This window comes from Stutzerimonas stutzeri, from assembly GCF_013522825.1.
GTDB classification, from domain to species: Bacteria; Pseudomonadota; Gammaproteobacteria; order Pseudomonadales; family Pseudomonadaceae; genus Stutzerimonas; species Stutzerimonas stutzeri_AK.
In genome coordinates this window covers 34,812-52,038 of sequence record NZ_JAAMQZ010000008.1, presented here as the reverse complement: position 1 = coordinate 52,038, position 17,227 = coordinate 34,812, and the positions used below count along the sequence as shown (strand labels likewise).

General features: G+C 65.2%; 19 protein-coding genes. 7 read left to right on the top strand and 12 right to left on the bottom strand.

Features of this window, described 5'->3' with window-relative positions; translation table 11 throughout:
- Positions 1–120 precede the first annotated feature (120 nt).
- Positions 121–1,521 carry an iron-containing redox enzyme family protein gene (locus G7020_RS07240; protein ID WP_181083235.1) on the top strand — a complete coding sequence of 467 codons (1,401 nt, stop codon included), beginning with the start codon at positions 121–123 and terminating at the stop codon, positions 1,519–1,521.
- A 16-nt stretch (positions 1,522–1,537) separates the two neighbouring features.
- A complete protein-coding gene (locus tag G7020_RS07235) occupies positions 1,538–2,485 on the top strand; it encodes a methyltransferase (RefSeq protein ID WP_181083234.1) in 948 nt (315 codons plus the stop codon).
- A 100-nt stretch (positions 2,486–2,585) separates the two neighbouring features.
- On the opposite strand, the gene G7020_RS07230 is transcribed toward G7020_RS07235, so the two are convergent.
- From G7020_RS07230 to G7020_RS07215, 4 genes are all read right to left on the bottom strand, one after another.
- Positions 2,586–3,518: an AEC family transporter gene (locus tag G7020_RS07230; protein WP_181083233.1), complete on the bottom strand. Its 933-nt coding sequence runs from the start codon at positions 3,516–3,518 to the stop codon at positions 2,586–2,588.
- 189 nt (positions 3,519–3,707) lie between these two features.
- A complete protein-coding gene (locus G7020_RS07225; RefSeq protein WP_181083232.1) occupies positions 3,708–4,226 on the bottom strand; it encodes a transcriptional regulator in 519 nt (172 codons plus the stop codon).
- Between the two features lie 92 nt (positions 4,227–4,318).
- Positions 4,319–5,491 carry a zinc-dependent alcohol dehydrogenase gene (locus tag G7020_RS07220; protein ID WP_181083231.1) on the bottom strand — a complete coding sequence of 391 codons (1,173 nt, stop codon included), beginning with the start codon at positions 5,489–5,491 and terminating at the stop codon, positions 4,319–4,321.
- Between the two features lie 140 nt (positions 5,492–5,631).
- Complete coding sequence (locus tag G7020_RS07215) at positions 5,632–6,492, bottom strand: SDR family oxidoreductase (protein ID WP_181083230.1); 861 nt, start codon at positions 6,490–6,492, stop codon at positions 5,632–5,634.
- A 139-nt stretch (positions 6,493–6,631) separates the two neighbouring features.
- Here G7020_RS07215 and G7020_RS07210 point away from each other — a divergent pair, with 139 nt between their 5' ends.
- The 4 genes from G7020_RS07210 to G7020_RS07195 all read left to right on the top strand — a co-directional run bounded on the left by G7020_RS07210 (position 6,632) and on the right by G7020_RS07195 (position 10,274).
- On the top strand, positions 6,632–7,552 hold the full coding sequence (locus tag G7020_RS07210; protein WP_181083229.1) for a hydrogen peroxide-inducible genes activator: 921 nt from the start codon (positions 6,632–6,634) through the stop codon (positions 7,550–7,552).
- A 4-nt stretch (positions 7,553–7,556) separates the two neighbouring features.
- On the top strand, positions 7,557–9,629 hold the full coding sequence (gene recG / locus G7020_RS07205; RefSeq protein ID WP_181083228.1) for an ATP-dependent DNA helicase RecG: 2,073 nt from the start codon (positions 7,557–7,559) through the stop codon (positions 9,627–9,629).
- 82 nt (positions 9,630–9,711) lie between these two features.
- On the top strand, positions 9,712–9,957 hold the full coding sequence (locus tag G7020_RS07200) for a type II toxin-antitoxin system CcdA family antitoxin (protein ID WP_181083227.1): 246 nt from the start codon (positions 9,712–9,714) through the stop codon (positions 9,955–9,957).
- The gene (locus G7020_RS07195) at positions 9,957–10,274 is read left to right on the top strand and encodes a CcdB family protein (RefSeq protein WP_181083226.1); all 318 of its coding nucleotides are present in this window, start codon (positions 9,957–9,959) and stop codon (positions 10,272–10,274) included. Before G7020_RS07200 ends, G7020_RS07195 begins: the two co-directional genes overlap by 1 nt.
- Before the next feature lie 88 nt (positions 10,275–10,362).
- Here the strand turns inward: G7020_RS07195 and hepT are convergent, their stop codons facing one another.
- Complete coding sequence (gene hepT / locus G7020_RS07190) at positions 10,363–10,782, bottom strand: type VII toxin-antitoxin system HepT family RNase toxin (RefSeq protein WP_181083225.1); 420 nt, start codon at positions 10,780–10,782, stop codon at positions 10,363–10,365.
- Positions 10,772–11,167, bottom strand: coding sequence for a type VII toxin-antitoxin system MntA family adenylyltransferase antitoxin (gene mntA / locus G7020_RS07185; protein ID WP_181083224.1), 396 nt, complete (start codon positions 11,165–11,167; stop codon positions 10,772–10,774). Before mntA ends, hepT begins: the two co-directional genes overlap by 11 nt.
- Before the next feature lie 244 nt (positions 11,168–11,411).
- On the opposite strand from mntA, the gene G7020_RS07180 reads away from it, so the two are divergent.
- Positions 11,412–12,815, top strand: a complete 1,404-nt coding sequence (locus tag G7020_RS07180; protein WP_181083223.1) for an aminoacyl-tRNA deacylase and HDOD domain-containing protein — start codon at positions 11,412–11,414, stop codon at positions 12,813–12,815.
- A 118-nt stretch (positions 12,816–12,933) separates the two neighbouring features.
- On the opposite strand, the gene G7020_RS07175 is transcribed toward G7020_RS07180, so the two are convergent.
- Genes G7020_RS07175 through gspH form a run of 6 tightly spaced genes read right to left on the bottom strand, consistent with a single transcriptional unit; the run spans position 12,934 to position 17,225 of the window.
- The gene (locus G7020_RS07175; RefSeq protein ID WP_181083350.1) at positions 12,934–13,431 is read right to left on the bottom strand and encodes a type II secretion system protein M; all 498 of its coding nucleotides are present in this window, start codon (positions 13,429–13,431) and stop codon (positions 12,934–12,936) included.
- A 14-nt stretch (positions 13,432–13,445) separates the two neighbouring features.
- Positions 13,446–14,588 carry a type II secretion system protein GspL gene (gene gspL, locus G7020_RS07170; RefSeq protein WP_181083222.1) on the bottom strand — a complete coding sequence of 381 codons (1,143 nt, stop codon included), beginning with the start codon at positions 14,586–14,588 and terminating at the stop codon, positions 13,446–13,448.
- A 3-nt stretch (positions 14,589–14,591) separates the two neighbouring features.
- Positions 14,592–15,566: a type II secretion system minor pseudopilin GspK gene (gene gspK, locus G7020_RS07165; RefSeq protein WP_181083221.1), complete on the bottom strand. Its 975-nt coding sequence runs from the start codon at positions 15,564–15,566 to the stop codon at positions 14,592–14,594.
- A complete protein-coding gene (gene gspJ, locus G7020_RS07160) occupies positions 15,563–16,267 on the bottom strand; it encodes a type II secretion system minor pseudopilin GspJ (protein ID WP_181083220.1) in 705 nt (234 codons plus the stop codon). The genes gspK and gspJ overlap by 4 nt, the downstream gene beginning before the upstream one ends.
- Positions 16,267–16,656, bottom strand: a complete 390-nt coding sequence (gspI, locus tag G7020_RS07155; RefSeq protein ID WP_181083219.1) for a type II secretion system minor pseudopilin GspI — start codon at positions 16,654–16,656, stop codon at positions 16,267–16,269. The genes gspJ and gspI overlap by 1 nt, the downstream gene beginning before the upstream one ends.
- Positions 16,653–17,225: a type II secretion system minor pseudopilin GspH gene (gene gspH, locus G7020_RS07150; protein WP_181083218.1), complete on the bottom strand. Its 573-nt coding sequence runs from the start codon at positions 17,223–17,225 to the stop codon at positions 16,653–16,655. Before gspH ends, gspI begins: the two co-directional genes overlap by 4 nt.
- Between the last annotated feature and the right edge of the window lie 2 nt (positions 17,226–17,227).

Genomic DNA, 17,227 nt, shown 5'->3' with positions numbered 1-17,227 from the left:
GAAGACAACAGCGGCTGGAAGTTGCAGTGAAGCCAGGCCATTCGGCAGGCAGGCTGAACTTATCCGAAGGCCAGGCGGCCAAAATTGCACTGAGGCTTTCCTCTATCAGCCGTGTGATTTATGCAACTGACTCGTAGCCTGCCCGCCGACGCTCTGCCCATTTCGGCCATGACGCCGAGCAAAGACCTCTATTTCGCCCTGCTCGATGAAACAACCCACGAGAGCGCACGCCGGGATGCGGCGCAGTATCTGCGCGACCAGCTGGAAGCCGCTGCAGGCCTGCCCTGCGACCTGCCCGCCGAGCTTTCCGGGCTCGGTGATTGGCTGGCTGCACATACCGAAAAGGTCGGCCTGCAATACCAGGCGTATCTGGACAGCCGACGCGCCGGCGCGCCACGCCGCTATTTCTCCAGCAAGGCCCATGCGCTGCATTTTCTGCAAGGCGTGGCGCCGACCAAGCTGGTCGATGGCGCCTGGCTTTACGGATTGCTGCAACGCTGGGACGAGCCGCGCTTCCAAGGGCTGATCCAGACCTATCTGGAGGAGCTTGGCGAAGGCCTGCCGGAAAAGAATCATGTGGTGCTCTATCGCAAGCTGCTCGCCAGCCAAGGCTGCGATGACTGGCAGAACCTGGATGACGACAACTTTGTCCAGGGCGCGATCCAGCTGGCCCTGGCGGAAAACGCCGAGCAGTTCCTGCCGGAGGTGATCGGCTTCAACCTCGGCTACGAGCAGCTGCCGCTGCACCTGCTGATCACCTCCTACGAACTGACCGAACTGGGCATCGATCCCTATTACTTCACCCTGCATGTCACCGTCGACAATGCCGACAATGGCCACGCCCGCAAAGCCGTGCAAAGTCTGCGGGCCGCCTGGCCGCAGGTGGGCGACAGCGCCGAGTTCTATCGCCGCGTGCGCGCCGGTTACCGTCTCAATGAACTTGGCGCCAGCACCCTGTCTGTGATCGATGGCTTCGATCCAGAGCGCGAAGTGCGTCGTGTCTTCGAGAAGAAGGCCGCGGTGGGGCAGTTTCTCCACTCCGATTACTGTCGTTTCGAGGGGCACACGGTCAACCAGTGGCTGGCCGAAGATGTCGAGCGCTTTCTGGCCGTATTGCAGCAGCGTGGCTGGATCACACGCGATCAGGACCCTCGCGGCAGCCGTTTCTGGCAATTGATCAGCGGCGAACAAGCGCCCATGTTCGGCGTATTCAGCGCACATGAGCAGCAGCTGCTTCATGACTGGATGGCCGGCGACTGGCTGGCAGAACAGCAGACCGCACGCGCTAAACCGAACCTGCGGCTGGCTCAGCGTCAGGAGCGACAACAGACGGCAACGCCGGCACGCTCCCAGCCGAACAACGACTTCGACCAGGAAGCGCGCCTGTTGGAACAACAACTGGCGCAACTGCCCGGTCGCGAGGCACGCATGCGTCATCTGCTGCCGCTGTTGTCACCGACCCGCCACCACAGCAACGCCGGCCTGCATGCCACACGGCTGTTCAACGGACTGTTCAACTGAAGGCGATGTTCACCCCATGATGTCGGAAAAAACCCAGGATCAGGCGCTGCTGCACTTGGCGCAGGCGCTACGCGAGCGCGGCTACCACTTCATCACCCCCACGCCGCTGACCCATGCACGGGTCAACCAGCGCCCGGAAAACGCGCTGGCCGAAGACCTGCACGGCGTGTTCGGCTGGAGTCGCCCGTTCCAGCGCGAATTGCTGCCGCCAGCGCTCTTCAGCCTGATGGAGCGGGCCGACGTGCTCGAACCCTGCGGTTCGCGCTGGCGTAGCCGGGTACGGCTGTCGAGCCTCGACGGCCAACTGTTCGTGCATTCGGCCTTTCCCACCGATGCGCCGGATGCGGTGTTCTTCGGCCCGGATACCTACCGCTTCGCCAGCGCCATCCAGACGCACCTGAACCATCATCCAGGCAGCATTCGCCGCGCCGTGGACATCGGTTGCGGCTCCGGCGCCGGGGCAATACTTACGGCACTTGCAAGGCCCCAGGCCGAGGTGCTGGCGGTGGATATCAACCCCGCGGCCCTGCGCCTGACCCGCATAAACACTGCGCTGGCCGGAGCGGATAACCTGCAGGCCCGGCACAGCGACCTGCTCAAGGATGTTGACGGCGCATTCGACCTGATCCTGGCCAACCCGCCCTATCTGGTCGATCCGGGCGAGCGCGCCTATCGCCATGGCGGCGGTCCGCTGGGTGCCGGGCTGTCGCTGGCCATCCTGGAAAGTGCCATCACGCGACTGGCGCCGTGCGGCAGCCTGCTGCTGTATACCGGTGTGGCGATGGTCGACAACCAGGACCCCTTCCGCCAGGAAGTCTGCCAGCGCCTCGAAGGTCGTCCCCTTGAATGGCGCTACCGCGAGGTGGACCCGGACGTGTTCGGCGAGGAACTGCTGGGAGGCGCCTACACCCGCTGCGATCGCATCGCCGCCGTGGTGCTGGAAGTGACGCGACCTGCGATCTGACCTTGGGTTACGCGTGGATAAGCCTTCGGCGTTATCCACCCTACGTTTGACCGAGCGTAGGGTGGAAAACCGCGAAGCGTTTTCCACGCGTACCAATCCCTCAAACCGGCAGCAAGTAGAGGCAGATGGACAGGGTAACCAGCGAGCCCAACGTCGAGAGCAGCACCACCCGCGACACCCGCGAGCCTTCGCGGCCATAGAATTCAGCCAGCATGTAAGGTCCGGTTCCAGTCGGCAACGCACTGAGCAGCAGCGCCGAATAGACCCATAGCGGCTCCAGCTCGAACACCACCGCCGCGAAATACCAGGTCAGCGCCGGCTGCACGATCAGCTTGAGCAGCACCAGCGGCCAGACCCCGCGCACCGGCCCGCTGGGCTGCGGCTGGGCCAGGAACAGGCCGAGGGATACCAGGGCACAGGGCGCGGCGGCGGCACCGAGCAGATCCAGCAGCGTCCTGAGCCCACTCGGCAGCTCAAGCCCGCCAACTGCCCAGGCAGCACCGAGCAGCGGCGCCAGCACCAATGGATTCATCGACAGCGAGCGAGTCACCTTGGCCAGGGTCTTCGCTACACCCTGCCCCGCGTGCAGCCCCATCTCGACGCAGGCCAGGGCGATGGCGAACAGCACGCAGACCACCACCAGCGTGGCCACCAGCGCCGGCTGCAAGGCCGCGTCACCAAGGATCAGCAGGCACAGCGGAAAGCCGATATAGCCGGTATTGGCGTAGGACGCGCCGAGGGCATCGAGGCTGGCGTCCACCAGCGGCTGCCTCTGCAATACGCGATAAAGCAGGGTGAAGGCGAAGACGCCCAGGCAGCCGATGGAGAACGCGGCGATGAAGCCCGGCTGCCACACCTCGGCCCAGGCGGAAGTCGCGGTGATCTTGAACAGCAGCGCCGGCAAGCCCAACCAGACCACGAAACGATTCAGTTCGGAGGCGCCCGCCGGCCCCATGCGCCCGGTACGGCGGCACAGGTAGCCAAGAAAGATCAGTGCAAAAACAGGCAGGACGACATTGACGACCGAGGACATGGAGGCTCATCTGCAGGCTTGATCGATGGCGCACCCGGGAAGTGCGAGCGACCGAAACGGTCGCTCACCTTAGCAAATAATCCGGTGCTCAAGTCCAGCGCGTTTCGCTGTCCGCGCGCGCGCCCATGCCTGTGGGCCGTACTTGTTCGGCCTTTGCAGAGGTGGCCGAATAAATTCGGCCCTACGCTCCTAATGCAGCTGCGGCGAATAGCCGTTGGGCTCGGCGCGCAAGGCGGCGAACTCGGCCTTGACCGAACCACGCACCTGTTCCGTCCCGGCGGGAAAACCGCTGCGGTCACTGTAGTCCCACTCGATCACCGGTACCTTTTCGGTGTCCAGCGCTCGGGCGCAGCCGAGATCCAGTGCGGTGATGCCAGCTACCGCGCCAGCTGCGATGGCGGCATTGACCGGCTCGCGGCCATGCTCGACGCTCCAGCCGAGGCAGGCCAGGTCCAGCGCATCGCCGCCAACGCGAGCATAAATCCAGGGTTTGGGATTATCGGCCATGAGAATGCCGACACCGGTGACGATCTCCCGCACCCCACAGGCGCGGATCAGGCCTTCGCTGCCGGGCATGCCGATGAACCGCGACACCTGCCGCGGCGCCAGCAATTGCACGACGCCCAGACCGATGCTGAGCCAGCCAAGGCCCCGCGCCACGGAGCGGGCCGAGTGGTTGGGACGGGTGACTTGACGTGGAATGCTCATGAAACCTCCTCGTTGCAGGCCATGTGAAAACGTAGCGAGCGAAGGTCAGACAACGCAGCATGACCGAGCACGGCAGTGTTCACTGGGCCTGTTCAGGGTTTGAGAACGACCTTGATGCAGCCGTCATGCTTGTCGCGGAAGGTCTTGTACATCTCCGGCCCCTGTTCGAGGCTGACGCTGTGGGTGATGACGAAGGTCGGGTCGATCTGTCCTTCCTGGATGCGCTTGAGCAGGTCGTCGGTCCAGCGGTTGACGTGGGTCTGGCCCATGCGGAAGGTCAGGCCCTTGTTCATCGCCGCGCCGAACGGGACCTTGTCGATCAACCCGCCGTAGACGCCGGGAATGGAGAGGATGCCTGCCGGGCGACAGACGTAGATCATCTCGCGCAACACATGGGGACGGTCCGATTCAAGCATCAGCGCCTGCTTGGCGCGGTCGTACATGGAGTCGATGGAGCGCGCCGCGTGCGCCTCCATGCCCACCGAGTCGATGCACTTCTCGGGGCCTTTGCCGCGAGTCAGCTCGGCCAGGCGTTCAAGCACGCTTTCCTCGTCGAAATTGATGGTGATGGCGCCGCCGGCGCGGGCCATGGACAGCCGCTCGGGCACGTTGTCGATGCACACCACCTGCCCGGCGCCCATCATCACCGCGCTGCGGATGGCGAACTGGCCCACCGGCCCCGCACCCCAGATCGCCACCGTGTCGGTGGGCTGGATATCGCACTGCGCCGCGGCCTGCCAGCCGGTGGGGAGGATGTCGCCGAGGAATAGCACCTGCTCGTCGGTCAGCCCCTCGGGAATCACCACCGGGCCGACATCGGCATAGGGCACGCGGACGTATTCGGCCTGGCCGCCGGCGTAACCGCCAGTGAGGTGGGTGTAGCCGAAGAGGCCGGCCGTGGTATGGCCGAAGACCTTGTCGGCAATGTCCTTGTTGCGGTTGCTGCGCTCGCACACCGAGAAATTGCCGCGCCGGCACTGCTCGCATTCGCCGCAGACGATGGTGAAGGGCACCACCACGCGGTCGCCGACCTTGAGTTTCTTGTTCGCCGAGCCGACCTCCATCACTTCACCCATGAACTCGTGGCCCATGATGTCGCCGTGCTTCATGCCGGGCATGAAGCCGTCGTACAGGTGCAGATCGGAACCGCAGATCGCGCAGGAGCTGACCTTGATGATGGCGTCGCGCGGGTCTTCGATGGAGGGGTCGGGTACGTGGTTGTCGCAGCGGATGTCGTGCTTGCCGTGCCAGCGAAGCGCTCTCATGGGAAATCTCCTGGTCGGATGTCCGGAAACGCCGCCTGGTGTCTTTCCCTTTTGCCTCGCTGCTCCTCTGCCGGTCGGCGCTGTTTTTTAGTAAGCAGCGCCACGCCATAGTTGCCGATTGCCGACGGGCTGCATGCGCCTCAGCGTCGATCCTGCCCCACCGGGCCATAGCCATCGCGATAGCCGGGATACTTCGGCGCCCAGCCCAGCGCCCTGGCGCGGGCATTGCTGCAGCGCTTGCTGCCGGCGCGGCGGGTCATCGGCTGCTCGGCCCAGTGCGTCACGCCCAGCCGCTCGCGCAGCCAGTCGACCACCTCGTGCAACGGCGCCGGGTCGTCGTCCACGCCCAGATAGCAATCCTCCAGCGCGGCGCCGCGCAGGTCCGCCTGCAGCAGAAAGGCCAGCAATCCCGCGGCATCGTCGCGGTGGATGCGGTTGCTGTACTGCGGCGGCTCGCGCTCGACCCGCAGCCCGGCGCGTATCTGGTTCTGCAGCCAGGGCCGCGACGGATCGTAGAGTCCGGCCATGCGCACCAGAGTGGTCGGCAGGCCGCTGTTCAGGGCCAGCTGTTCGGCCTCCAGCATCACCTGGCCGGTGAAGCCTTTGGGTTCGGTAGGCGAGCGCTCGTCGATCCACTCACCCTGGTCCTGCCCATAGACACCCGTGCTGGAAAGGAACAACAGACGCTTCGGCTTCTGGCCACGTTGCTCCAGCCAGCCCAATACATGGCGCAGCCCCTCGACATAGGCCTGGCGATAGCCAGGTTCGTCATGCTGACTGGCGGATGCGGCATACACCAGATAGGACAACTCGCCGTTCGGCCAGCTGCGCGGGCGCTGGCTGGACAGCAAATCACCCGCCACCGGCAGAATCGGTACCGGTAATCCCGCCGCCTTACGGCGCAGGCCATAGACTGTCCAGCCGATCCGGCTCAAGAGCAGGCCAAGGCGGCTGCCCACATCGCCGCAGCCGGCGATCATTACCGAAGGACGCGTGTTCATCAGGTTGCTCCATCAACAGGGTTTTGCCTGTCGCAGTGTACGCTGCACGGGGTTATCCCGCGCAAAACAAGGTGCCGCTGCCGGTTGGTTCATCCACGAGCAAAGGCTATGCTAACCGGCACTCTGATGGATGCTCGCTATGACACTGACCGAACTGCGCTATATCGTCACGCTCGCCCAGGAACAGCATTTTGGCCGCGCCGCCGAGCGTTGCCATGTCAGCCAGCCGACATTGTCGGTGGGCGTGAAGAAGCTCGAAGACGAACTCGGCGTATTGATCTTCGAGCGCACCAAGAGCGCGGTGCGCCTGACGCCGGTGGGCGAAGGCATCGTCACCCAGGCGCAGAAGGTGCTGGAGCAGGCGCAGAGCATCCGCGAGCTGGCGCAGGTCGGCAAGAACCAGCTGGCCGCGCCGCTCAAGGTCGGCGCCATCTATACCGTCGGCCCCTACATGTTCCCGCACCTGATCCCGCAGCTGCATCGCGTGGCGCCGGACATGCCGCTGTACATCGAAGAGAACTTCACCCACGTGCTGCGCGACAAACTGCGCACCGGTGAGCTGGATGCGATCATCATCGCGCTGCCCTTCCAGGAAGCCGACGTATTGACCAAGCCGCTCTACGACGAACCTTTCTACGTACTGATGCCAGCCGGGCATCCCTGGACCGCGAAGGAAACCATCGACAGCGAGATGCTCAACGACAAGAGCCTGCTGCTGCTCGGTGAAGGCCACTGCTTCCGCGATCAGGTCCTGGAGGCCTGCCCGACCACACGCAAGGGCGAGGCACCGAGCCACACCACCGTCGAGTCCTCGTCACTGGAAACCATTCGCCACATGGTCGCTTCAGGGCTGGGTGTGTCGATCCTGCCGCTGTCGGCAGTGGAGAGTCACCACTATTCGCCCGGCGTGCTGGATATCCGCCCGCTGACCCCACCGGTCCCGTTCCGTACCGTGGCCATTGCCTGGCGTGCCAGCTTCCCGCGGCCCAAGGCCATCGAGATACTGGCTGACTCCATCCGCCTGTGTTCGGTAGGCAAGCCGCCAGCGGCGAAAGCCTGAAATCATGAGCGAGCTGGCGGCGGTTCCGGTAACTGCGCTCAAGGGCGTCGGCGCGGCGCTGGCCGAAAAGCTCGCCAGGGTCGGCCTGGAAACCCTGCAGGATGTGCTGTTCCACCTGCCGCTGCGCTATCAGGACCGCACCCGGGTGGTGCCCATCGGTGCGCTGCGCCCCGGCCAGGATGCGGTGATCGAAGGCGTGGTGGTAGGTGCCGACATCCTCATGGGTCGTCGTCGCAGCCTGCTGGTGCGCCTGCAGGATGGCAGCGGCACGCTGAGCCTGCGCTTCTATCACTTCAGCAACGCACAGAAGGACGCCATGAAGCGCGGCACCCAGCTGCGCTGTTACGGCGAAGCCCGCCCCGGCGCCTCGGGGCTGGAAATCTACCACCCCGAATACCGCGCCCTGACCAGCGAACCCGCGCCGGTCGTGCAGACCCTGACGCCCATCTACCCCACCACCGAAGGCCTGACCCAGCAGCGCCTGCGCAACCTCAGCGAACAGGCCCTGGCCCGCCTCGGCCCGCATAGCCTGCCGGACTGGCTGCCGCCGGAGCTGGCCCGCGATTACCGCCTGGGCGCACTGGACGAGGCGATCCGCTACCTGCACCGGCCACCGCCGGACGCCGATCTGGAAGAACTCGCCGAAGGCCGTCACTGGGCGCAGCACCGCCTGGCCTTCGAGGAACTGCTGACCCATCAGTTGTCGCTGCAACGCCTGCGCGAAAGCGTGCGCGCGCAACAGGCGCCGCAGCTGCCGCTCGCCCGCACGCTGCCGCAGCGCTATCTGCTCAACCTCGGCTTCCAGCCCACCGGCGCGCAGCAGCGGGTCGGCGCCGAGATCGCCTACGACCTGTCCCAGCCCGAGCCGATGCTGCGTCTGGTGCAGGGCGACGTGGGCGCGGGCAAGACGGTGGTCGCCGCTCTGGCCGCCTTGCAGGCGCTGGAAGCCGGCTACCAGGTGGCGCTGATGGCGCCCACCGAGATTCTCGCCGAGCAGCACTTCATCACTTTCTGCAAATGGCTGGAACCTTTGGGCATCGAAGTCGCCTGGCTGGCCGGCAAGCTCAAGGGCAAGGCCCGCGCCGCCGCGCTGGAACGCATCGCCGGCGGCTGCCCGATGGTGGTCGGCACCCACGCGCTGTTCCAGGATGAAGTGCTGTTCAAGCGCCTGGCTCTGGTGATCATCGACGAACAGCACCGCTTCGGCGTGCAGCAGCGCCTGGCGCTGCGGCAGAAGGGCATCGACGGCCGGCTCTGCCCGCACCAGCTGATCATGACCGCCACGCCCATTCCACGGACCCTGGCGATGAGCGCCTATGCCGACCTGGACACCTCGATCCTCGACGAACTGCCGCCGGGGCGCACGCCGGTCAACACCCTGGTGATCGCCGACAGCCGCCGCCTGGAAGTCATCGAGCGGGTGCGCGCCGCCTGCAACGAAGGGCGCCAGGCCTACTGGGTCTGCACGTTGATCGAGGAATCGGAAGAACTCACCTGCCAGGCCGCCGAAACCACTTTCGAGGACCTTTCGGCGGCGCTGGGCGGACTCAACGTCGGGTTGATCCATGGCCGAATGAAGCCCGCCGAAAAGGCCGCGATAATGCTCGAATTCAAGGAAGGCCGGTTGCAACTGCTGGTCGCCACCACAGTGATCGAAGTCGGTGTGGATGTGCCCAACGCCAGCCTGATGATCATCGAAAACCCCGAGCGCCTGGGCCTGGCCCAGCTACACCAGCTGCGCGGGCGGGTCGGGCGCGGCAGCACCGCCAGCCACTGCGTGCTGCTCTACCATCCGCCGCTGTCGCAGATCGGACGTCAGCGCCTGGCGATCATGCGCGACACCAACGACGGTTTCGTCATCGCCGAAAAGGACCTGGAACTGCGCGGTCCCGGCGAAATGCTCGGCACGCGCCAGACCGGCCTGCTGCAGTTCAAGGTGGCCGACCTGATGCGCGATGCCGACCTGCTGCCGTCCGTGCGCGACGCCGCCCAGGAGCTTCTCGCCCACTGGCCGCAGCACGTCAGCCCGCTGCTGGAGCGCTGGCTGCGGCATGGGCAGCAGTATGGGCAGGTGTGATCCAGGATAAATCGCAGCGCACTGGCCCGTAGCTTTTTATGCGCATATATTATGCGCATAAAGGTGCCAGAGAGAGCCCGCCATGCAACCGATCTACGATACCCAAGCCGCCAAGCGGCCCGCGAACCTGAGCGTTAACGGCGATCTGCTCAACAAGGCCAGGGAAATGAACATCAACCTCTCCGCTACTCTGGAGCAGGCCTTGGCAAGTACGCTCCGAGAAAAACAGAAAACCCAGTGGTTGGCCGACAACAAGGCCGCGATTGAGGTTTATAACGAGCATGTGGAGCAGCATGGCGTGTTCAGCGACGGGCTTCGGAGTTTCTGATGGCGCAATTCTCCGTACACGGAAACACCAATCCGGATACCAAGACTGCCATACCCTATCTGCTCAACGTCCAGAGCGATCTGCTCGATGATCTGGCAACACGGATCGTAGTACCCCTGCTCCCCGCCAACGCCATGAAAGGCAAGACACTCAAGACCCTGACACCCATCTTTGAAATCGATGGCAGGCAGTACGTCATGCTGACCCCGCAACTCGCCGGGGTTCCGAATAAAATTCTCGGCGCCACTGTTGCCGACCTGACATCAAAGCGTGACGAAATCATCGCCGCTCTCGATCTGCTCATCACCGGGATTTGAAGCACTAGGCTGAAGAGGGCTGCCGAGAAGGCGTATACCGCCAGCAGGTTCTGTAGAGTCGACAGAGGAGATTTTACGCTCCAGAACTTCAAACGCCCGCATCCCTCAACAACAACGCCTGGCTGTAATCCAGAAACTCGCCCAGATGCTTCTGGATGATGGCCACCGTGATCGGCAGTTGCAGGGCCTGATAGTCATGGACGGCGATATTGCGAAAGCCGACCATGCGTTTGAGGGCGTCGGCCAGTGTGGGATCGATCCATCCTGCCTGGGCAAGCAGGGTGAAGACGTCGCGGGCGCTTTGCGGGATGCCCAGGCGTTCGCGACGGATCAGGTGCTGGCCCATGTCCAGCGCGGCTTCGCAGGCGCGCTGGATATTGAAGATGGCGGCGTCCTGACGGGTGTAGTCGCTGGCGAAGCTGTCGGGACCTCGCTGGTATTCCTCGCGGGCACGCCTGACGCAGCGTTCGATGGTCGCCGCCTTGTTGATCAGTACGTCATCGGCCATACACGCTACCCTCCCTGCCAATATCGGCCAGTAACCCGGCGCAGGCGCTGTCCAGGGCGGTTTTTTCGCTAAGCACGGCGACTTCATAGAAGGCGGCCTGGGCATCCTTGGCCCACCAGCGCTCGCCGGTGGTGATGATCTGGTACTGCATGACGGTGCTGGCGACACGCAGGTCGAGCAGATCGACCGGGCAGTCGGCAATGTCGGCCAGATCGCCAGACAGATTCCAGAGGGCCAGCGGATCGGCGTAACCGGCTACCAGCACGGCAAGGTCCAGATCACTGTCGGGGCGAGCGGTGCCCTGAATACGGCTGCCGAAGGCGTATACCGCCAGCAGGTTCGGCACCTGTTCCTGCAGGGCCTGCAAAATAGCCGCACGCTTCATGCTGCACTCTCCTTCCCCTGATTTGCACCGCGACGGCTGCCACGCACTACGCCGGCCCGGCGGCTATTGCCGGTATGAAAGCATTTTTCCGGCATGGGCAGAAGAATGTCTGTCCTGCTACCTGTCCCTGAATCCGCTGCGACAGAGCCAAGATTACGGACAAGTGCGACAACCGTCTGTCGTTGCGGCTGTCATCCGGGCCGGCTTCGCTATACTGCGGCACATACTGTTTTCGGACCTGCCCATGAACACTGCTGTCGATAACACGCCCACTCCCGTTCTGCCTCTTTTGATCGCAAAGCTGATGGACAACCTCGGCCTGGGTTACCGGACCCTGGTCGATGAGCCCGGCCTGAACCCGGCGCGACGGGTCCAGGCGGTTCTGCTCGATGATGCCGTCGGTGCGCTGCTTGTGCTCTATCCGCGCGACCACCTGCTGGATCTGTCGCGCCTGACGGAGCTGACCGGACGGCAGCTGTCGGCGGTCAAACCCGAGCGGCTGGAGCGCATGCTGTCGCGGCATGATCTGCAGGTGCTGCCCGGCCTGCCGCCGCTTACCAGCTCACCCTGCCTTTATCAGGAATGCCTGTTGCAGCAACCGGAACTGCTGCTCGACTGCGGCCAACCGGGATTGCTGCTGGCGATGGCCAGCAAGGACTTCAAGACCCTGCTGAGCAAAGCCAGCGCCGGGCGCTTCGCCGTCCCTCTGAGCGGCATTCGGCCCAACCTCGACCGTCCCGATGACGACCGTGCCGAAATCACCCAGGCGGTGCAGAGCTTTACCGCGCGGCGTATCCAGCAACGCCTGGAAAAAACCATCGAGATTCCGCCGCTGGCGCAGACCGCGCAGAAGATCATCAAGCTGAGGGTCAACCCGGACGCTACGGTGGACGACATCACCGGCGTGGTGGAAACCGATCCGGCGCTGGCTGCACAGGTGGTCAGCTGGGCGGCATCGCCCTATTACGCGGCCCCAGGCAAGATCCGCTCGGTGGAGGACGCCATCGTTCGCGTGCTGGGGTTCGATCTGGTGATCAATCTGGCACTGGGTCTGGCGCTGGGCAAGACGCTGAGCCTGCCCAACGACCAGCCGCAGCAGGCAACGCCGTACTGGCAGCAGGCGATCTACACCGCGGCGGTGATCGACGGCCTGAATCGCGCCATTCCCCGCACCGAACGCCCGGAAGCCGGCATCAGCTACTTGGCCGGGCTGCTGCACAACTTCGGCTATCTGGTACTGGCGCACGTCTTTCCGCCACATTTTTCGCTGATCTGCCGCCACCTTGAAGTCAACCCGCACCTGCATCACAGCCTGATCGAGCAGCACTTGCTGGGCATTACCCGCGAACAGATCGGCGCCTGGCTGATGCGCTACTGGGGCATGCCTGAGGAACTTACGACCGCGCTGCGTTTCCAGCATGACCCGGACTACCAGGGCGCTCATGCCGGTCACGCCAACCTGGTCTGTCTGGCGGTACGCCTGCTGCACAATCGCGGCATCGGCTCGGGACCCTACAGCGAAATTCCCCAGGCGCTTTTCGAACGCCTCAGCCTGACTCGCGAAAAAGCCAATGAAGTGGTGAACAAGGTGCTCGATGCTGAAGCTGCCCTGCGAGCCCTGGCGCTGCAGTTCGGTCCGGCTCACTGATTGGTGCATCCGTAGGAGCGGGCCATGCCCGCGAATATTCAGCGCGCGCTTCGCGGGCATGGCCCGCTCCTACAGGGGTCTACCCTTCCATCAGACATGGCTTTTTCAACCGTCTGGCTCATGGGCCACCGGCGCGAAAGCTCGCACGCGCATGCACCCGGCCATCTCCGGCCCGGCCAAGGCTGACCTCGATCAGGCTCGCGCCGGCTGCCTGCAACTCGTCGAACCAGCGCAGCAGCAACGCATGGGAAGCCCCGGGCAGTGTCACCTGCAGGCTGCCGTCAGCGCCGCTGTCGAGGCTCTCGATGGTCAGGCCGTGCTGCTGCGCCGTGGCCGTCACCAGCCCCTGCAATTGTTCCGGCGCCAGAACCACCGGGTTGCTGCGCGACATCTGCCGGGCCAGCTCGGTGTTCTGCTCCAGATAGCCATGCAGTTCGCGCTCCTGCACGAAGTAGTCGCGTGCCTCGCGCACCCGCTGCTGCGCCGGCTGCCAGAGCAGCAGGTAGAACAAGGTGGCTCCCAGAAAGGCCGCCAGCAAACCCAGCGACAGTCGCTCACGCGGCTGCAAGGCCTGCCAGCGCAGCCACAGCGGAGACTGCATCAGCCCCGCGCGCATCCGGTGTCCCGGCTTCACCCCTGGCCTCCCATGACGATACGGGCGCTGACCGCTGCGCCATCGCGGCTGGCCGAACCCAGCTGAACCGGCTGTCCGCTCTGACCCAGACGCAGGCGCAACTGCTCCAGCGCGGCGAAGTCGCTGGCGCGAACCTGCAAGGCCAGGTCGCCCCGGGCCTGGCTGTAATCCAGCTGATCGATGGTCACCGGCATGCCCTCGCCAATGGCCAGCGCCACTTCATCGAGCAAGCGCATGAATTCAGCGGAATGACCGGCACTCTGGCCGATATGTGCGGCGAACTGCGCGCGCAGGTTGACGATGCGCAGGTCCTCGGGGAACAGCTCGGTATAGAGCGCGCGACTGGCTTCGGCATAGTGATCGCCCTGACGTTCCAGCGACCAGGCCTGGATCAGGTTGAATGCCAGCTGCACCACCAGCACCAGCACCAGCACCACCGCCACCGGCCTCCATCGGGCCAACCCGCCGCTGGCGTTGTGCACGGCGAACTCGCCCTGGGCCAGGTCCAGCGCGCTGGCGCGACCAGAGGCGAGAAAGCGATAGGGGTCGTCCAGCTGCCGGTAGTCATCCAGAAGCTCGGGCGAGTGCTTCAGAGTGCCGTGTCCATGCCGTGGCGCGGGACAGTGAGGCGCCAATTCCGGCCAGCGCTCGCTGTCGAACACCAGCCGTGCCTCGGGACTGCCACCCAGCAGCGCGCGCCTGCCGATGAACAGCACCTGGCTGCCGTCGCGCGGCAGCAGATCGGCATCCACGTGAATGGCGACGATGTTCAGCCCCAGCGCCTGCAGGTCCGCCAGCCAGTCGGCCAGCAATTGGCGGCGGATGGCGATGACCCGCAAGCGACCATCTTCCAACGCATCGCCGTGGGTAAGGTGCAGCTCATCGACGTTTTCCGCCAGCAGTTCTTCCACCGCGTAGGCCAGCGCCTGAGCGATCCAGCGGGCCTTGCGCGTCGGCAGGCTGACCGCAAAACAGCTGCAGCGCTCCACCGGCAGCACCAGCGTCAGCGCAGCCGGCGCCTGCCTGGCGATCTCCGCCAGCGTCATCCAGCCCGCCACGCCTTCGCGGGGCAGCCAGTACGCCTGCGTCTCGGCATCGAGGCGGACGCCGCAATCGGCGGGCAGGAACAGACTGGCCATCGGCTATTGATCTCCTGATTGAAGAGGCAGCCTCGGCGGCTGTCCCAGATTGCGTTGCAGCACACGAACCGCGCCGTCGGCATCGCGCCGCAACAGGCTTACCAGCGCCAGACGACGGTCGCCCAGACGCACCTCGCTGGTGGCCTGGAAGTACTGGCTGGTCACCGCCACGCGGGGATTCTGCAGTTGGACAGCGGCAAACGCCGGTTGCGCCATAAAGGTCGCCACATCGCGAAAACCACCGCTGCGACGCGCCTGCACCAGGGCTTCGGCAGCCCCCGTGCCGAGGTTGTCGGCCAGGCTGGACAGCACCAGCGCACTGGCTGTGTTGACGTTCAGCGGGGTGCCCGCCGGCAGTACGCTGACATGGGGCGCCAGGCGCTGGAAATCCTCGTCGCGCATGCCCAGCAGCAGACGCAGCTCGGAAAGGTCATCCAGACGCCGGCCCGCCGTGCGATAGGGCGGATCGAGCAGCAGGTAGGCGTTGTCCTCGGCGCCCGTTTCGCCGGTCGGCTGCTGGTCACTGTCCAGCCAATCGACCAGACGCTCGGCGTAGGGCTCGGTGATTTCCAGGCGCAGCAGCAGGCGGCGGAACTGCGCCTGTGCGGCCTCGTTGGGCTGGTCGTCCTGCACCAGGCTGTTGAGGTTGAAGCGACCGCTCAAATCCTCGATGCGAACCTGCACCTGGCCCTGCCCTTCGTCCAGATCGTAGGCCGGTTGCGGCTGCGCCCAGGCTTCGAGCAGATGGTCCACCGGCGGCTGTCCGCCATTGCCCGTGGCCTGGGCATCGCGGCGCAGGACCGACTGCGCCAGCGCCTCGCCGCCCAGCGCGTAGTGCCAGGCCTGCCGCGCCTGCAGCTGGTTGCTGGTGACACGAATGGATAGCTGCTGGCGCGCGATCATGCTGGCGCAAACCACGGTGACGATGGCCACCACCAGCAACACGGTGATCAACGCGACGCCGCGCTGGGCCTTCATTGCGGCTGCTCCTGTGGCGCTGGAGGCTCGGTCTGTGAATCGTCTGGCGTGCTGAATCCCGGCAACGGCGGCGCGCTTTCAGGCAGACGCAGCAAGCGGCTGATGCTGCCGAAACGCGGGTGCTCGAACGAGACCTCGACGGCGGCGGGCAGGCGCCGCGCCTGTTGCTCCGGGTCGCTGCGACCAAACTCGAAGGGCGGCCATTCCTCGTGCCAGCCGCTTTCGCTGTCCAGATAACGCAGGCGCAACGCGGAAACCTCATCCAGCACCCGCTGCACGCGCGGCTGGCTGTCCACGTCGCGGTCGAGCACCACCCAGTAAAGACGCTCCAGGCTGTCTCCCGCGAGACGCCAGCGCACCCGCTGCAAATTGGCCCGGCGCAGCCCGGTGGGGTTGCGCCAGCCGTTGCGGGTCAGCTCGAAGGCGACGCCCTCGTCAAGGCCGGCGAGCTGGCCGAGAAAGGCATTCTGCTCGTCGCCGTACCCGTCACGGATCGGGCGCGGTACGGCCTGGATCAGGTCCCGCTCCAGGCTCCAGAGGGCTCGTCCGAGCTGGCGCAGCTGCGCCTCTTGAATACGCACCACCTCATCGCTGCGCAGCACCGCTTCGAGCATGCGGTAGGTGCCGAGCCCCAGCAGGGCGAACAGGGCGATGGCAATCAGCAGCTCCAGCAGGGTGAAGCCCGCCCCGGCGCGACGCATCAGAAGGTCGTCCCGATAAAGCCGCTGAGGCGGGTCACTGCGCGCTCGGCTATCGGCCCGCGGTCGCCGGATGATTCGCCAGCCGCAACCCAGACGGTGACCCGCAGCAACCCCGGCGTGCCGCTGGCTTCGACTGTGCTGAGCGTCTGCCATTGACGACCGCCGAACGCCAGCGCCCGCTCCTCGCGCCCGATGCCGGGCGGCGGACGCTGCAACTGCAGCTCGGTCAGTCGGTTGTCGGCGATCCAGCCAGCCAGAGTCAGGGTTTCCAGCCGGCCCGCGTTGGTCACACTGCGGCCCGCAGCGGTCAGCACCACGGCGGCGACCAGGGCGAAAATCGCCAGCGCCACCAGCACTTCGAGCAGGGTGAAGCCGCGTGTCTGCTTCATCGGGACGCTTCCAGTGGCTCGGCACGAGGCATACGAAAGCCATCACTGGACACCTGCCAGCCGCCGCCAGCCGCACGCGGGTCGACAAGCCGCAGGGTAAAGGGCGACAGCTCGCCACTCGACAACAGCAGCACCTGCGGCTCCAGGCGGGGCGTGCTGCGCCGCTCGCGGTCGCCCTCGCGGGACAGGCCGGCGCGGTCGTCCGCACGTCTGACCGGAGCCGTCAGCCGCAGCGGCGTGCCATCGAGTTCCAGTTCCAGGCGCATCCATTCCGGCACTCTGTGCGCCTGACGTCTGTCAGCCTCAAGCCAGCGGCTACCGGCTTCGTCGTAGTACAGGACGCGATAGCCGCGCTCCTCGAACAACAGCCCATATTCACGGCTGTCGAGCACCGCTTCATCGACCATCAGGCCGAGCAGGTTCGCCAACTGCTGCGCTTCATCGCGGACTTCACGGGACGAACTGGAGCTGCCCGTGGTCAGCATCGCCAGGCCCACCAGTCCGCCGAGGATGACGATCACCACCAGCAGTTCGACCAGGGTGAAGCCGGCGCATCGCGTCCGCGTCATGG

What these genes read in the sequence shown, in the direction of transcription:
- G7020_RS07220 (WP_181083231.1), bottom strand. Translation starts at nt 5,491, where the DNA reads ATGAGAGCGCTTCGCTGGCACGGCAAGCACGACATCCGCTGCGACAAC.
- G7020_RS07235 (WP_181083234.1), top strand. Translation starts at nt 1,538, where the DNA reads ATGATGTCGGAAAAAACCCAGGATCAGGCGCTGCTGCACTTGGCGCAG.
- G7020_RS07195 (WP_181083226.1), top strand. Translation starts at nt 9,957, where the DNA reads ATGGCGCAATTCTCCGTACACGGAAACACCAATCCGGATACCAAGACT.
- gspK (WP_181083221.1), bottom strand. Translation starts at nt 15,566, where the DNA reads ATGAAGGCCCAGCGCGGCGTCGCGTTGATCACCGTGTTGCTGGTGGTG.
- hepT (WP_181083225.1), bottom strand. Translation starts at nt 10,782, where the DNA reads ATGGCCGATGACGTACTGATCAACAAGGCGGCGACCATCGAACGCTGC.
- G7020_RS07215 (WP_181083230.1), bottom strand. Translation starts at nt 6,492, where the DNA reads ATGAACACGCGTCCTTCGGTAATGATCGCCGGCTGCGGCGATGTGGGC.
- G7020_RS07210 (WP_181083229.1), top strand. Translation starts at nt 6,632, where the DNA reads ATGACACTGACCGAACTGCGCTATATCGTCACGCTCGCCCAGGAACAG.
- gspJ (WP_181083220.1), bottom strand. Translation starts at nt 16,267, where the DNA reads ATGCGTCGCGCCGGGGCGGGCTTCACCCTGCTGGAGCTGCTGATTGCC.
- G7020_RS07175 (WP_181083350.1), bottom strand. Translation starts at nt 13,431, where the DNA reads ATGCGCGCGGGGCTGATGCAGTCTCCGCTGTGGCTGCGCTGGCAGGCC.
- gspH (WP_181083218.1), bottom strand. Translation starts at nt 17,225, where the DNA reads ATGACGCGGACGCGATGCGCCGGCTTCACCCTGGTCGAACTGCTGGTG.
- G7020_RS07230 (WP_181083233.1), bottom strand. Translation starts at nt 3,518, where the DNA reads ATGTCCTCGGTCGTCAATGTCGTCCTGCCTGTTTTTGCACTGATCTTT.
- gspL (WP_181083222.1), bottom strand. Translation starts at nt 14,588, where the DNA reads ATGGCCAGTCTGTTCCTGCCCGCCGATTGCGGCGTCCGCCTCGATGCC.
- G7020_RS07200 (WP_181083227.1), top strand. Translation starts at nt 9,712, where the DNA reads ATGCAACCGATCTACGATACCCAAGCCGCCAAGCGGCCCGCGAACCTG.
- recG (WP_181083228.1), top strand. Translation starts at nt 7,557, where the DNA reads ATGAGCGAGCTGGCGGCGGTTCCGGTAACTGCGCTCAAGGGCGTCGGC.
- G7020_RS07180 (WP_181083223.1), top strand. Translation starts at nt 11,412, where the DNA reads ATGAACACTGCTGTCGATAACACGCCCACTCCCGTTCTGCCTCTTTTG.
- mntA (WP_181083224.1), bottom strand. Translation starts at nt 11,167, where the DNA reads ATGAAGCGTGCGGCTATTTTGCAGGCCCTGCAGGAACAGGTGCCGAAC.
- G7020_RS07225 (WP_181083232.1), bottom strand. Translation starts at nt 4,226, where the DNA reads ATGAGCATTCCACGTCAAGTCACCCGTCCCAACCACTCGGCCCGCTCC.
- gspI (WP_181083219.1), bottom strand. Translation starts at nt 16,656, where the DNA reads ATGAAGCAGACACGCGGCTTCACCCTGCTCGAAGTGCTGGTGGCGCTG.
- G7020_RS07240 (WP_181083235.1), top strand. Translation starts at nt 121, where the DNA reads ATGCAACTGACTCGTAGCCTGCCCGCCGACGCTCTGCCCATTTCGGCC.